The 14,609-nt window shown below is 56.5% G+C and carries 12 protein-coding genes; 6 read left to right on the top strand and 6 right to left on the bottom strand.

Going from position 1 to position 14,609, the window contains the following annotated elements; genetic code table 11:
* The first annotated feature begins 26 nt into the window (after positions 1-26).
* Positions 27-1,997: a DUF2142 domain-containing protein gene (locus tag D5270_RS02760; RefSeq protein WP_166542638.1), complete on the top strand. Its 1,971-nt coding sequence runs from the start codon at positions 27-29 to the stop codon at positions 1,995-1,997.
* Positions 1,998-1,999: 2 nt separating this feature from the next.
* Here D5270_RS02760 and D5270_RS02755 read toward each other — a convergent pair whose 3' ends face one another.
* Genes D5270_RS02755 through D5270_RS02735 form a run of 5 tightly spaced genes read right to left on the bottom strand, consistent with a single transcriptional unit; the run spans position 2,000 to position 8,561 of the window.
* Positions 2,000-3,478, bottom strand: a complete 1,479-nt coding sequence (locus D5270_RS02755; protein WP_166542637.1) for an MBOAT family O-acyltransferase — start codon at positions 3,476-3,478, stop codon at positions 2,000-2,002.
* Positions 3,475-4,587: a hypothetical protein gene (locus tag D5270_RS02750; RefSeq protein ID WP_166542636.1), complete on the bottom strand. Its 1,113-nt coding sequence runs from the start codon at positions 4,585-4,587 to the stop codon at positions 3,475-3,477. The genes D5270_RS02755 and D5270_RS02750 overlap by 4 nt, the downstream gene beginning before the upstream one ends.
* A 7-nt stretch (positions 4,588-4,594) precedes the next feature.
* Positions 4,595-5,686 carry an ethanolamine utilization protein EutH gene (locus tag D5270_RS02745; protein WP_166542635.1) on the bottom strand — a complete coding sequence of 364 codons (1,092 nt, stop codon included), beginning with the start codon at positions 5,684-5,686 and terminating at the stop codon, positions 4,595-4,597.
* 35 nt (positions 5,687-5,721) lie between these two features.
* Positions 5,722-6,978, bottom strand: coding sequence for an aminopeptidase P N-terminal domain-containing protein (locus tag D5270_RS02740; RefSeq protein WP_166542634.1), 1,257 nt, complete (start codon positions 6,976-6,978; stop codon positions 5,722-5,724).
* A gap of 29 nt (positions 6,979-7,007) precedes the next feature.
* Positions 7,008-8,561, bottom strand: coding sequence for a cellulase family glycosylhydrolase (locus tag D5270_RS02735; protein ID WP_166542633.1), 1,554 nt, complete (start codon positions 8,559-8,561; stop codon positions 7,008-7,010).
* Between the two features lie 163 nt (positions 8,562-8,724).
* Between D5270_RS02735 and D5270_RS02730 the strand changes: the two genes are divergently transcribed.
* Together D5270_RS02730 and D5270_RS02725 are read left to right on the top strand one after the other, a co-directional pair.
* Complete coding sequence (locus D5270_RS02730) at positions 8,725-8,943, top strand: AbrB/MazE/SpoVT family DNA-binding domain-containing protein (protein WP_166542632.1); 219 nt, start codon at positions 8,725-8,727, stop codon at positions 8,941-8,943.
* 9 nt (positions 8,944-8,952) lie between these two features.
* The gene (locus tag D5270_RS02725; RefSeq protein ID WP_166542631.1) at positions 8,953-10,011 is read left to right on the top strand and encodes an acyltransferase family protein; all 1,059 of its coding nucleotides are present in this window, start codon (positions 8,953-8,955) and stop codon (positions 10,009-10,011) included.
* Here the strand turns inward: D5270_RS02725 and D5270_RS02720 are convergent.
* Complete coding sequence (locus D5270_RS02720; RefSeq protein ID WP_166542630.1) at positions 9,998-10,672, bottom strand: MgtC/SapB family protein; 675 nt, start codon at positions 10,670-10,672, stop codon at positions 9,998-10,000. The two genes, D5270_RS02725 and D5270_RS02720, sit on opposite strands and share 14 nt — an antisense overlap.
* A gap of 396 nt (positions 10,673-11,068) precedes the next feature.
* Here D5270_RS02720 and mgtE point away from each other — a divergent pair, with 396 nt between their 5' ends.
* The 3 genes from mgtE (at position 11,069) to D5270_RS02705 (ending at position 14,558) form a co-directional block, all read left to right on the top strand.
* Entirely contained in the window at positions 11,069-12,427 is a 1,359-nt protein-coding gene (gene mgtE / locus D5270_RS02715; RefSeq protein ID WP_166542629.1) for a magnesium transporter, read from the top strand.
* Positions 12,428-12,544: 117 nt separating this feature from the next.
* Positions 12,545-13,666, top strand: a complete 1,122-nt coding sequence (locus D5270_RS02710) for a Gfo/Idh/MocA family protein (RefSeq protein WP_166542628.1) — start codon at positions 12,545-12,547, stop codon at positions 13,664-13,666.
* Entirely contained in the window at positions 13,653-14,558 is a 906-nt protein-coding gene (locus D5270_RS02705) for a nucleoside hydrolase (protein ID WP_166542627.1), read from the top strand. Before D5270_RS02710 ends, D5270_RS02705 begins: the two co-directional genes overlap by 14 nt.
* Positions 14,559-14,609 lie beyond the last annotated feature (51 nt).

Below are 14,609 nucleotides of genomic sequence, written 5' to 3'. Positions count from 1 at the left end.
TATTTGAATGAGGGGCGTTGGAGAAGATGAAAAAGGTGGACTTCCGCAGGCAGGGCATATTACTGGCGGCGGTGCTGGTGATGTCCCTGTCGGTCTGGCTGATAAACTGGGCCCGCACGCCGGAACTGAATCCCGAGAGCTTCCCTGGGGACGGACAGCCTGTGCCAAGAAGCCAGTGGCAGCTATATAACTACAGGGAAAAAGGGGAGGCCCTGATGGTGGAAGAGGACGGCCCATACATACTGCTGAAGGGCCTTGAAGGGGAGATACAGTCGGTGTCTGTAAGGCTGAGCTCCCAGCTTCCCCCAAGGACTGTCATAACCCTCCACTATCCCGACGCCTCGGGGGAGCTGAGCCCTGACAGGATGGAGGAGAAGGAGTCCAACGAGGGTATGCTGGAGTACCTGTTCACGCTCCCTCTAAAGGAGTACAGCTTCCTGCGCCTGAGCATTCCCGCAGACTTTATTCCGAAGGAGATACTGGTCTCCCCAAGCCCCGTCGAGTCCCTTACCCATGTTATACCACCATTTAGGGCCAGGGATTTTGCAATGCCCTTCCTGGTGCTTCTGGCTTTGGGGGAGCTGGTACTGAGGTTTTGGCCCGGTATCTCCCCCAGATTACAGGCCCTTTGGGGAAGAAAAAAGCAGCTTTCCCTAAAGCTCCTGGAGTTGGCGGCAGCAGGTATTGCCGCCGGGCTGCTGGCCTGGTCTGTGTGCCGTTTCAGGGGGATACCCTATACCTGGCAGCATATAGCCTATTTCTTCCTGCTGGGGGCAATGGCCTGGGGGCTCTGGCTGTTGAGAGGCCAGGCGGAGACGTACCCCCAGCGGGTCTTTGCCCTTTTAAGCCTTACAATCGGGCTTATGATTATCACGGCCTCGCCACTCACGGCCTATATCCCTGGGGACGGCGGCATACACTACCGGCATGCCCTAAGCCTCTCCTACGGCGGGGAGGCCTATATCACCAAGGCCGAGCGCAGCCTGATGGGGCTTATCGACTTCCCGGCCTATGCCAGCAACGAATATAATGGGATATACTTCCAGCATATGCGGGCCCACGTGCTGAAGGGCGCGCTGTACATAATGGAGGAGAGCCCATTGAGCTTTCCATCGCCCCTATACATCCCCGGTGCCCTGGGCCTATGGCTGGGCCGCTTCTTCGGTATGCACTTTGTGGTGGGCTATGCACTGGGACGGTTTATAAACCTCATTGCCTATACAATACTTATATCCTTTGCCATAAAGCTGGCCCGGCGAGGGAGGGTGCTGCTCTGCGTCACAGGCCTTATACCCTCGGCGCTGTTTCAGGCCTCTACCTACAGTTCTGGGGGCATAGCGATGGCCCTGGCGATGTTGTGCACGGTCCTGCTGTTCCGGCGGCCCGAGAGGGATAAGAGTCCCCGCGCCATGCTCATAAAGTCCGGGCTCATAGCCGCCATAGTCCTGGCAGCGTTCATGACCCCGGCTGTGTCCATGGGCAAGGGACTGGCGCTGACGGCTGGGGACCAGCTTGCGGGCCTGCTCTCCAACCCTTTGGGGACAGTAAAAATGCTTGCCAGGTTCGTATTAAGGGACCTTCCCGCCTCCGGCTTCCTGACGCAGATGGGCAGCTTCCCAAGCCTTGTGGTGAGCGCTCCCGGGGCGATGGTGTTCATGGCCGCCTTAGGTATCACCGCCCTCACGGAGCCTGAGGAGGAGCCTCTGCCGGAAAGGGGCAGTATCACCCTAAAGGCTGGCCTGCTGGCAGGGCTCTGCTTTGCCGTGGGGGTGCTCATACTTTGCGCCTACCTTGTGCTTACCCCGGTAAACGAGGGCAAGATATCCGGCTTCCAGGGGCGCTGGCTGCTGCCGGTGCTGTTCCCCCTGCTGTATATCCTGCGCCTGCCCCAAATAAAAAGCACCTTCCACAGGGGAAGGTACCTTTACGCTATGATAAGCCCGGCGGCGCTGATTACAGTCATGCAGCTTTGGCGGATACTCCGGTGCTATAGATAGGCTCAGAACTGGAAGTAAACAAAGTCCTGGGGGTCATACCCGCTGCCGTAGGAGCCGAATATGATTATGGCGCAGATTAGGAAGAAGTAGACGCAGTACCGCAGGGCCACCCCACGGTTAAGCCTTTCCCAAAGGGACTTCTCACAGATGAACCAGTCTGCAAAGAGCATTCCCACCGAGAACACCTCCAGCATACACAGCGCCCGCAGCCCAAGGCCCAGTCCGCCCCCGGCTGAGAGCAGTCCCGAGAGCCCCAGCTCCGGCAGGCGGGCAATCCAGCCGAATATGCTGGAGTAGACAGCCATGGCGTCCGTAAGGGAGTTGGCCCTGAAGAGCACCCAGGCGAGGCAGGTGAGGGAGAAGGTGATAACGACCCTCAGTGCCGTGAGCCACCAAGCCTTTTGGGGCATGTGGAGCAGCTTAAACATCCTGTCCCTGAGGGGCCTGAGGAGTATCGAGACCGCCTGATACAGGCCGTTTAGCAGTCCCCAGGCTATAAACGTCAGCGCCGCCCCGTGCCAGAGCCCGCTGACCCCGAAGACAATCAGCAGGTTCAGTATGCGCCGCCAGCGCCCGCAGCGGCTCCCGCCCAGGGGGAAGTAGAGGTAGTCCTTAAACCATGAGGAGAGGGAGATATGCCAGCGCCGCCAGAAGTCCTGAATGGAGGTGGCAAGATAGGGGCAGCGGAAATTTTCCATGAGCTCAAAGCCCAGCATTTTGGCTGAGCCCCGGGCAATGTCCGAGTAGGCCGAGAAGTCGCAGAATATCTGTATGGCGAAGGCCCCGGTAGCCAGTATAAGCTGTGGGCCAGTGTGCTCGCCGGGGGAGTTATAGACGGTGTTGACGGCGACCGCAAGGTTATCCGCCAGCACCATTTTTTTGAACAGCCCCCAGAGCACCGGCAGAACTCCGGCGCGGATATTTTCAAAGGAGAAATTGTGTACCTCTTTTAGCTGGTGGAGAATGTTCCCCGAGCGCTCAATGGGCCCAGCCACAAGCTGGGGGAAGAAGGAGACGAACAGGGCGTAGTCCGCGAAGTTCCTTTCCGCGGGCACATCTCCACGGTATACGTCCATTGTGTACCCCAGGGCCTGGAAGGTGTAGAAGGATATGCCCACCGGCAGCAGCACGTCTAAAAGCGGGGCGGATATCCCCAGCCCAAGCATTCCCGAGAGCCGGGTGAACAGGCTTGAGGCGAAGTTATAATACTTGAAGAAGAACAGTATAGAGAGGTTGGAGACAAAGCTTAAAGCCAGCCAGAGCCTCCTCTTTCCAAGCGCTTTCCCCGACACAAGCAGCCCGCAGGCGTAGGTAATCACCGTGGACAGCAGCATTAAAAGGGCGTACTTGGGGTTCCAGCACATATAGAAATAGTAGCTGGAGAGCAGCAGCAGGTAGTTCCGGCACTTGGGCGGCAGGATATAGTAGAGCAGCACATTAAGGGCCAGGAACAGTATATACTGGAGGGAGTTGAAATTCAATTTTTACCCTCCTTATCGTCTTTATCAGCTGTGGCGTTGGCGGCGGTGGAGTCGTCCTTATACTTGGGCTCAGCCTTTAGCGTGCCCTCCAGGCGGCTGCTGAAGAGCTCTCCACGGCTCCTCCAAAGCTCCGGGTCATGGGGAGCGGTGGGGGAGGCCCACCGGGTGAGCTGGCCCCCAAGCCAGCGGCTGAACTTCTCAGCACCCCGGCAGTTCAGGTGGAAGCTGTCGAAAAAATCAGTCTGTAAGTCAAAGCCATAGGAGTCAAAGCTGTCGTTAAAGTCCACAAGCTCTGCTCCCAGCTCCTGGAGGTCTCCTCCTATCCTTTCCCGCCATTTATCAGGCAGGCGGCCCACAGAGGGGGTGATATAGAACACCGGGCGAATGTTCCGCTCCCGGCAGAACTCCAGTATTTTCCCCGCAAACAGGAGGTTTTCTTCATATACTCCGTTATCGAGCTCCTCTGAAACGCCGCGCTCGGTGAAGCCATCCAGCGGGCATATTTCCTCAAGGTAGGTGTACCCGCAGAGCGGGTCGGCCTCCTGGGGCTTCAGGTCACCGGGGCCGAGCTCTGTCCAGCGCCCGTGATAGGCGTAGAGGGGCCAGAGTAGGCCCATGAGGGTGTCGCCCTCGGTATAGTCCAGGGTGGGCCGCAGGCGGTTTTCCGTCCAGGGCATGAAAGTGAGATTGGCCTTTATATCGGTGTTTGTAGTGGGGTCGCTCTCAAAAATAAAACCGGTGCACTCGATAAAAACGGTGACCGGGGATTGCGTTTTACAGCACTCGCGCAGGTAATAATATGTGACAGATATGGGCTGGCGGGGCCCGGCCATCACATATGAGGTGACCCCGGACTCCTCGTACAGCACCCCGGGGACGATGTCACAGTATGCCAGGGACGAGCCCATAAACAGCACGTCCACAGTATTTGGCTCCTCTTTAAGGTACATCCCCCAGGTAGCTCCGTAGTCCTGGCGCTTTGGCGTGAGCAGGCGGGCCGCCCCAACACAAAAAAGCCCCAAGGCCAGCAGCAGGCATAAAAAACCGGCGAGCTCGGCTTTAGGGCTTATTTTCTTATTATCATTATTATGAGAGTTTTGGGTTTTCATGGAAAGATTATAGCATAGAGGGGGAGGCTTTGTCAAGCTCTGGCTTCTGCACACAGAGCGCCAGCAGTACCGCCGCCACAGCCCCGCTGAGCTTCCCGGCTATAAGTGCACCCAAAAGTCCTGGCTCCGTGCTTATCACAAATCCCATATGTGCCGCAAGCAGGCTTGTCCCGCTCACAAGGAAGGCGCCGGCGGCAACCTTGCCCCGGCTGTCCATATCCTTGTACATGGACAGGGTGGGCATGGCGCTCACCAGCCCCACCAGCATCCCGGTAAGGCTCTGGGGCTTCATCCCCAGGCGCTCTCCCAGCCAGGCGAAGGGACGCACTAAAAGCCTTCTTAAAAGCTCAGCCGCCGGTAAGCTGCCCAGCATGACTACCCCTATGGACGCCACCACGGACATGGCCTCCTGAATTGGGGCCATCCCCGGAAGTATCCCGAAGCCTGTCATACTCTCCACAGCAGCCAGGGCAAGGCCGATGGTGACTATCCACCGTATGCCCTCGGCTAAGATACAGAAGCCCTTTATCATCTTTCCCGGGGATATTTTAAGCCCAACGAGCAGCAGGAGGGCCAGGAGGAAGACCGGGATATTCTGGTGCAGACAGGAGAGCAGGGGAATCCCGGAGAGCAGCCCTCCAGCAACCAGGCCCACCGGCATTGCGGAGAGGCCCAGCATTATCCCCCGGGCAAAATACCCCCGGTCGTCCTTTGGTATCATGCCCATGCCCACAGGTATGGTAAACACCACTGTGCAGCCGAATATTGCCGACACCACCAGGCCCGCGTAGCTGCCAATAGCCGGGTCCTCACAGAGCTCCTTTGCAAGCTGGTAGCCGCCCATATCTATGGCCAGCAGGCTCCCGAACATAGCCGGGTCAACGCCTATCAGCCTGTAGAGCGGCACTATGACCCCGCCAAGGGCCTTTGCCAGCACAGGGGACAGGCATATCATCCCCGCCATGCTGAGGCCCATAGAGCCAAGGAGCATGAAGCCGGTCTCGAACTTGTCCCCATAGCCCCATTTGTTGCCCCTAAGCCTGTCGAAGCCACCCAGCAGGGCTCCGGCAGCCATTATAATCATCAGTATATCATTCATATAGTTTAAGATAATTTGAGATAATTTAAAGTTGATTAAAACACAAAAGACTGCTTCATCATGTCCTCAATCTCAGGTATGGTCCTGGGGGTCATGGTAGAGAGATTTTCACAGCCGGTCTCTGTCACCAGGCAGTTGTCCTCAAGCCTGAAGCCGATACCAAATTCCTCATGGTATATGCCGATGTCCACACAGAACACCATATTGGGAGCGATGACCTCAGGGGTCTCAACGGCGTCGTGCACGTCATAGCCAACATGATGGGCCCCGCCGTGCCACATATACCTGCCGATATCCTTCACATCCTCCAAAAGCCCAGCATCCTTCATAAGCTCAGCGCAGTACCTGTGGGACTCGCCGTCCACCTCGGCCATCTTCATCCCGGGCCTGATAATGCTGAACATGTGGTTGGAGGTGTCAAGGGCCATCTCATAGAGCTGCCTCTGGCGCTCGTTAAACCTGCCGTTGCAGGGCCAGCCCCTTGACACGTCGGTTATCATATGGTCGTACCATGCGCCCACGTCGTTGAGCACCATGTCGCCGTCCAGAGCCTGGCCCTTGTAGGAGTAGTAATGTATGCAGAAATTGTTCTTCCCAGCGGAGATAATTGAGGGGAAGCCCGGGCCCTGGGGACCGTACTGGCCTATGGCATAGTCGAATACGGCCTTGTACTGGTACTCGTACATCCCGGGCTTGGAGGCCTTCATCATAGAGGTTATCCCCGCGCAGGTTATCTCCTCGGCCTTCCTCATGGCTTCCAGCTCACAGGGCTGCTTTATGGTGCGCAGCCTTCTTATAAGTATGTTGGCGTTCTCCGGCTTCATAAAGGGGTAGTCTCTGGACATGCGCCCAAGGAGCATATGGGCGGGCTCGTCCCGGTCAGAGGGGGAGACCCGGAACAGGTCGAGGTATATGTGCTCATACCTGCCGCTTGTACAGAGCCTGTGCAAATCAGACTCAAAGCTCTCGGTAAAGGCTATGTCCTCAATGCCGGAGATACCGGCGGCTTCATCGGGCTTTATCCGCTCCCCGGTCCAGCGCTCAGCCATCATGTCCGGGGGGAGTATGTAGGCCTTTTCAGTAACCGCACCCCCCTGCTCCTTGCAGGCGATAAAGGCCAGCTCCTGCTGGTCCAGGCCTGTGAGGTAAAGAAAGTTGCGGCTGGTGAAAAATGGGTAGAACTCGTCGTTGATTTTGCGCACCGGTGAGCCGGAGAAGAGCACCAGCAGGGAGCCCTCCTTCATGCCGGCATAGAGCCGCTCCCGGTTTCCGCGATAGTATTCTTTAGTCATACTTTGCCTCCTGTAGAAAATTATATAAATTAAAAGCTGTCAAACACAAATTTACCCGACTGGCTCAAGTCGCTTCCGGTCCACTCTCTGTCCCCGCTTGTACCGGGTTTCAGGGCCGCGGAGGTCTCGTTCTTGTCGCAGAGGGACCAGTTGGCCCAGCTTATGCCCCGCTTATCCAGGAAGTCCAGCCACTGCCGGGACTCCTCTATAAACACCCCGCCGCTTCCGTCCGCGGCGCTTGTGCCCCACTCGCTGACGAACAGGGGGAGCCCGGCCTTCAAAGCGCTGTCGGCCCGGTCCCGGAGCCACTGTCCGTGGGTACCGGCGTAGAAGTGAAGGGTATACATCAGGTTTTCACCAATGACCGGGTCAGCCGCCGCCAGGTGCACGTCCTGGCTCCAGGTGCTGCTGCCAATCAGGATTATGCCCTTTTCCGAGTGCTTCCTGATAGTCTTCACCAGCTCCACGGCATAGGGCTTAATATCCATGGCCCAGTCCGCGCCGCCGTTTGGCTCGTTGCATATCTCATAGAGCACGGCGGGCTCGTCCTTATAGCGCTCAGCTATTTCGTCAAAGAAGGCCTTAGACTCATTGAGATGGTCCATAGGGTTGCCGTCGGAGAGTATATGCCAGTCTATAATCACGTACATATCCTGCTTTATGGCCCTGTCAACAGCCCCGATTGCCTGCTGCTTCACAACTTCCGGCTGGCTGAGGTATCCCCCCTCGCCGGTGTACATGGCTACCCTGAATAGATTAGCCCCATATTTTGCCGTGTTTCTGATGGACTGCTCGCTGGTGTACTGCCCGAACCAGTGGAGGCCGTGGCTACTCATGCCGTGCAAGGCAACGGGCTCGCCGTCTTCATTGCAGAGCTGTGTGCCCTTCACCTGCAGCCAGCCGTTTTCGCTGACCCCACCGGATATAGTCTCAACCGGCCCCGGCTCAGACGGGCCCACAGGCTGACCGTCCATATATTTCAGCGCCCGCATGACTATGGCGCAGGCCTCGGCCCGGGTGAGGCCGGACTTTGGCTTGAAGCGCCCTTTATCGTCCCCGGCAAATATCCCGCAGGAGTACCCGGCTAAAACGCTCTCGTAGTACCTGCCGTTCAGCTGGGAGAAGTCCGTCATCTTTGCGGACTCGGTGTTATAGTCCCCGCGCTTGTCGGGCAGCAGGGCGCGCATGAGTATCTTTGCAGAGAGCTCCCGGGTGATGGGCTTCTCAAATTTCTCCCCGGTGGGCGGTATCTCGTCCCAGTCGTACCAGCCGCGGCTGAGCCCTGCGGACATAAAGGGCGTGGCCCAGTGTCCGGAGCTTGAAGGGCCACCGGTTATACCGGCGCAGCGGGCCACGATAGTTACGAACTGGGCGGCGGTGATGGTATCGCCGGGATGGAACCTGCCGTCGCCGCAGCCGCTTATAAGGCCCCTGGCTGCCAGCTCCTTCACGTCGTTTTCATACCAGCTCCCGGCCTTTACGTCGGGGAAATTAGGTGTACCGGCATTTGCCGGGACCCCTGATATAAACACCAGCGCCAGTGACATTACGGCGCTCAGGGCCTTTGTAAGTATTTCGCTCATAAACGTGCCTCCCCTTAATTTACTGCGGCTTCTATCATAGTACCGGGAGGCCCGGTTGTCAAGTGGAGAGCGGTAGTTTTTTTATGTACACATTGACTTTTATACAGCGGGCGTGGTATGATTAGTTATACAAATCATACTTTTTGCATAGGAGGGCACAGCTATGGGCAGACCGGAGGGAAAGTACGCCTGGACAGTGACCGTGGGGGAGAAGGGCCAGATAGTGATACCAAAGCAGGCAAGGGAGGTCTTCGGTATAAAACCGGGGGACACTCTGATAGTCTTGGGGGACAGGGATAGAGGGCTTGCCATACCGCCCAAGGCCCAGTTCACAAAATTTATCTCAGCCGTCTTTGAGACTGAGGCTGAGGATGAAAAGTGAGGCGGCATTATGAGAAAAGCTTATATTGACAACCTTAGGGCGGGTACGGTCTGGCTGGTGGTGGCGTACCATGTGTGCTACCTTTATAACGGCGTGGGCATACTGGGGAATATCCCGGGCTCGCCCAATATCCCCGTTATGGACGCCGCCGCAAGTATTGTCTATCCGTGGTTTATGATGCTGCTGTTCACCATAGCGGGCATAAGCGCCCGGTACGCACTTAGTAAGCGCACGACAGGTCAGTTTATCAGGGAGCGGGCCGTAAAGCTGCTGGTGCCCTCTACGCTGGGGCTTTTAACACTCCACTGGGTAACCGGCTGGCTGAACATCAAGCTGGGCGGCGGGCTTGAGTACATCCCCGGGCCGCTGGTCTATCCCATCTCCGCTCTCAGCGGCACCGGGCCCCTATGGTTTATACAGATGCTCTTTGTCTTCTCCTGCCTGCTGGTGCTTTTAAGAAAGCTGGACAAGGGGGACAGGCTGTGGCGGCTGGGGGAGAAGTGCGGGATGACGGCGATGGCACTGCTATGGCTGCCCATATTCCTGGGGGCACAGGTGCTGAATATGCCGGTGCTCACTATGTACCGCTTCGGTATATACTTTATAGCCTTTTTAATAGGCTACTTCATCCTGTCCCACGACAGCGTCCAGGAGAAGCTGTCGGAAAACTGCATGCCCCTAGCGGGTGCGGCTGTTATGTTCGGCATAGCCTATATGATACTCTTTCACGGCAAAAACTTCACAGAGCCCCAGTGCCTCAAAAGTCATGTGACCAACATCTATCTCTGGCTTGCGGTGCTGGCAATAATAGGCTGTGGGAAGAAGTTCCTGGACCGTGAGACTAGGTTCACAAAGCTGATTGTCCCATCAAGCTACGGCATTTATATCCTGCACTACCCGGTGCTGCTCACAACAGGGTATCTTCTATGTACATACCTTCAGCTTCCGGCGGCGCTGAACTACCTGCTCACCATGCTGGCAGGGTTTATCATTACCCCTGCGCTGTACTGGCTGATAAGGCGGGTGCCGTTGATACGCTGGCTGGTGCTGGGGGTCAAAGGTCAATAGACGCAATCTCGGGATAGTTGGCCATGAGGGTCATGGTGTTCTCCGCGCTGAAATCCTTTGGGAAAACTACGGAGAGGCTCACCTCAATGAAGGAGTTGTCAAAAATATTGAGATGGGTTGAAATCACCTGTATATTCATATTTGTAAGGGCGCTGACTATCCTCTCCCGGGTATCGTCGCCCTTTTTCATGTGCAGGAGGATTTTGCCCGCATTGCTGCCATTAAGTATACGCCAGTTTTTGTGGAAGAAAAACTGTATGCCCAAAAGCAGCAGCGTGCTCCCAATGCCAAGGGCCCACATCCCCGCGCCTATCGCCATGCCGATACCAAGGGTTGCCCAAATGCCCGCCGAGGTGGTGACGCCGCTGATACTGCGCTTATGGTTTAGGATTATCCCCGCGCCGAGAAAGCCTATCCCGGTGACGACGCTGGCGGCAATGCGGGAGGCGTCAACAGAGACGCCGTCAATTTTTATCACGTCAAAAAAGCCGTATTTCGACACCACCACCATCAGGGACGCTGCCATTGCTATAATGGTATGGGTGCGTATGCCCGCCATCTTCAGCCTGGCCTCGCGTTCATAGCCTATTACCAGGCCGCAGAGGGCAGCTATAAATATGCGCAGAAGGTAGTCCGCCTGTGTAAGTATGTATTCGCTCATGATAAACGCTCCTTGAGGGTATTTCCCATTATTGTACACATATTCACGTCGTATTTCAAGTAGCATATTCTAAAGCCGGGTATCAATTTGTTCCTCTTATTACAGCCTCAAGGAAAATACTGGCGCCCCAAATATGATGCTTGACTTTTTCCCGAAAACCGGGTAATCTATAATATGTATGGGGCGCGGCCCCAAATCCAGATAAAGCAGAGGTGAGCCAGGTGAACGGTCCACGAAGTAATGACAGCGCTGAACCCCGAGAACCTTCCAGCGGCTCGCTTGTCAACATATATCTAGTAAAAACGTGCTGATTCGCGGGCGCGGCTTAATGGCTCCTGCGGGGCCGGTGCTGTATGCTTCTCATTTTACTCTAAAAAATGAAGGAGGTACACACCGATGGAAAACGATAGGATGACAGAACAGCTCCGGCGGCTTGAAGGGCTGCTGGAGGAGAGGAAATTCAGTGAGGCGGGGGCTATGGTGAAGGATATGAACCCTGCCGATGCCGCCGTGTTTCTGGACGAGCTTCAAGAGCAGAAAATGCCCCTTATGTTCCGGCTGCTGCCAAAGGAGCTGGCGGCTGATACCTTCGCCTATATGTCCCCGGAGAGCCAGGAGGTCCTGGTGCGGGGCTTCAGCGACCGGGAGCTGGACGAGGTGATGGAGCAGCTGTTCTTGGACGACACGGTAGACATGATAGAGGAAATGCCCGCCAACGTGGTAAAGAAGATACTGCGCCACGTGGACAGCGAGACCCGCCGGATGATAAACCAGGTGCTGAACTACCCAAGGGACAGCGCCGGGAGTATCATGACCATGGAGTACGTGGATTTAAAGCGGGGTATGACCGTAGAGCAGGCCTTCGAGCGCATACGCCGTACGGGGGTGGAGAAGGAGACCATCTATACCTGCTATGTCACCGACAGCAGGAGGAAGCTCCTGGGTATAGTTACAGTAAAAGATTTGCTGCTGGCAAAAAAAGACGAGGTCATCCGCAATATAATGGAGACCAATATAAAGTACGTCAGCACCCACACCGACCAGGAGGAGGCCGCAAGGGCTCTGAGCAAGTACGACTTCCTGGCCCTGCCGGTTGTGGACGCTGAGGGGCGGCTGGTGGGCATAGTCACCGTTGACGACGCCATTGACGTTATCCAGGAGGAGGCCACCGAGGATATCGAGAAGATGGCGGCTATTGCCCCGTCAGACAGGCCGTATATGAAAACCGGCGTGTTCGCCACTTGGCGAAAGCGCGTGCCCTGGCTTCTGTTCCTTATGATATCCGCCACATTTACAAGCGGCATACTGGCCTCCTTTGAAGGGGCGCTGGCTGCCAGCATGGTGCTCACAAACTTCATACCCATGCTAATGGACACCGGCGGCAACTCCGGGGGCCAGAGCTCGGCTACCATAATCCGCGGGCTGTCTTTAGGGGAGATACAGTACAGGGACGTGCCGAAGGTGCTGCTGAAGGAGTGCAGCGTGGCTATGCTCTGCGGCGGGACGCTGGCCCTTGCTAACTTTGTGAAGCTGCTGGTGATTGACAGGGTATCCCTTACGGTGGCGGCGGTGGTGTGCGTCACCCTTGTAGCAGCCATACTGGTGGCAAACCTGGTGGGCAGCAGCCTGCCCATATTGGCAAAGCGCCTGGGGCTGGACCCGACTGTTACCGCAAGCCCGCTTATCACCACTATTGTGGACGCGGTTGTGCTGATGATTTACTTTAATGTTGCCAAGGCAGTTCTGGGAATTTAAGGCTTTTACCTCTTGCACAATATTTTTTTCCATGATATAATTAAAACGAGCACCAAATACCGGCCAAATTTCCGGCCGGTATTATTATAATAAAAACAAATTATGGAGGAATGTACTATGTCAAAGATAGTTAATGTGGCTATCGTGGGCTGCGGCGGCATGGGCGGCGGCCACGCCGTAGCCATTGCTACAGGCAGCGGCCAGGCCCTCTGGATGACCGACGGCTCAAAGGGCCGCGAGCTTGCCCCCGGCGATACCGATTTAAAGACGAAGATGGCCCTCTCCGGCACCTTTGATGTGAAGGAGGAGCGCCAGGAATGGGCCCGCAGGCAGGGCTTTAACACCTATAACAGCTTCGAGGAGATACTTGAGGACCCCCAGGTGGACGTGGTGCTGGTAGCTACGCCCAACGACAGCCACAAGGATTTGAGTATAAGGGCTATGAGGGCCGGCAAGCATGTGCTCTGTGAGAAGCCGGTTATGATGAACAGCAAGGACTTTGAGGATGTGCTTGAGGTTGCAAAGGAGACCGGCAAGGTGTTCTATCCCCGGCAGAACCGCCGCTGGGACAAGGACTACCTCACTATGAAGAAGCTTTTTGAGGAGAAGACCCTGGGCGAGGTGTTCCATATAGAGTCCCGCTACCACGGCAGCCGCGGCATACCCGGCGACTGGCGCGGCATTAAGGAAAAGGGCGGCGGCATGATGTTCGACTGGGGCGTGCACCTGCTGGACCGCATGGTGATGATGATTCCCGGGAAGATAAAGACTGTCTATGCCCGTATGACCCATGTCACCAACGACGAGGTCGACGACGGCTTCATTATGAATATGACCTTCGAGAGCGGCATTACCGCCACAGTGGAAGTTGGCACCTGCAACTTCATCGGCCTGCCCCACTGGTACATGACCGGCACCAAGGGCACCGCTATCATCCAGGATTTCCAGGACAAGGGCCATATGGTGCTCCTGCGCAGCTGGGAGGACAAGGACGCCACCCCAATCCTCATGGGCGAGGGCCTCTCCAAGACCATGGCCCCCCGCAGCAGCGACACCATGGACGATATGCCTCTGCCGGACTTTACCTATGACCGCAACGAGCTCTATTCCAATGTCTGCGACGTTGTGCTGGGACAGGGCGAACAGATAGTGAAGAATGAGGAGGCCCTGCGTATACTGAAGCTGATGGAGGCCGCGCTGGAGTCCGACAGGAGAGGTACATCCGTTGAATTCGAGTGAGCTTATTAGGGCGCTGGGCGTACCCGAGGGGCCTGTAGATGTGGTGCTTGACACTGACACCTATAACGAAATAGACGACCAGTTCGCCATCGCCTACATGATGCGCTCACCGGAGCTGCGCACTAAGGCCATTTACGCCGCCCCATTCTTTAATGAGAACTCCTCCGGCCCCGAGGACGGTATGCTCAAGAGCTACGATGAGATATTCAAGGTGCTGGAGCTGCTAGGGGAGAGGGCCGAGGTCTATAAGGGCTCGCCGGAGTATCTGCCCGACGAGGGCACGCCGGTAAAATCCCCCGCCGCCAAGGACCTCTGCCGCAGGGCAAAGGAGTATAGCCCGGAGCGGCCACTCTACGTTGTAGCTATAGGCGCAATTACAAATATAGCCTCAGCCCTGCTTATGGACCCAAGTATAAAGGACCGCATAGTTGTGTCCTGGCTGGGGGGTCACGGCATGGACTTCCATGACACTAAGGAGTTCAACCTAATACAGGATGTTGCCGCCGCCAGGGTGGTAATGGGCAGCGGGGTGCCCTTTATACAGCTCCCCTGCTACGGCGTGGTGACATCTTTCTCCACCAGCCGCCCGGAGCTTGAGTATTGGCTCAAGGGCAAAAATCCCCTTGCCGACTACCTCTGCCGCAACACCATAGAGGCCGCAGAGAGCTACGCCTCCGGTACAGCCTGGAGCCGTGTTATCTGGGACGTGACGGCGGTGGCCTGGCTCTTAAACCGGGATGACCGTTTCATGCTCTCGCGCCTGCAGCCGGTGAGCCTGCCTGCTTATGACGGACAGTACGAGCGCTGCCCCACGGCGCACCTTATGCGGTACGTCTACCATATCAACCGGGACGCCCTGCTCACGGACCTGTTTAAAAAGCTCACGGACTGAGCTTAAAAACCACACAAAAAGGCCCGCCGTTCAGCTGAGAACGGTGGGCTT

This window comes from Acutalibacter sp. 1XD8-36 (assembly GCF_009917525.1).
Classification (GTDB): domain Bacteria; phylum Bacillota; class Clostridia; order Oscillospirales; family Acutalibacteraceae; genus Acutalibacter.
Note: the sequence above shows the minus strand (reverse complement) of the source record. Positions and strands in the feature narration are given on the sequence as shown.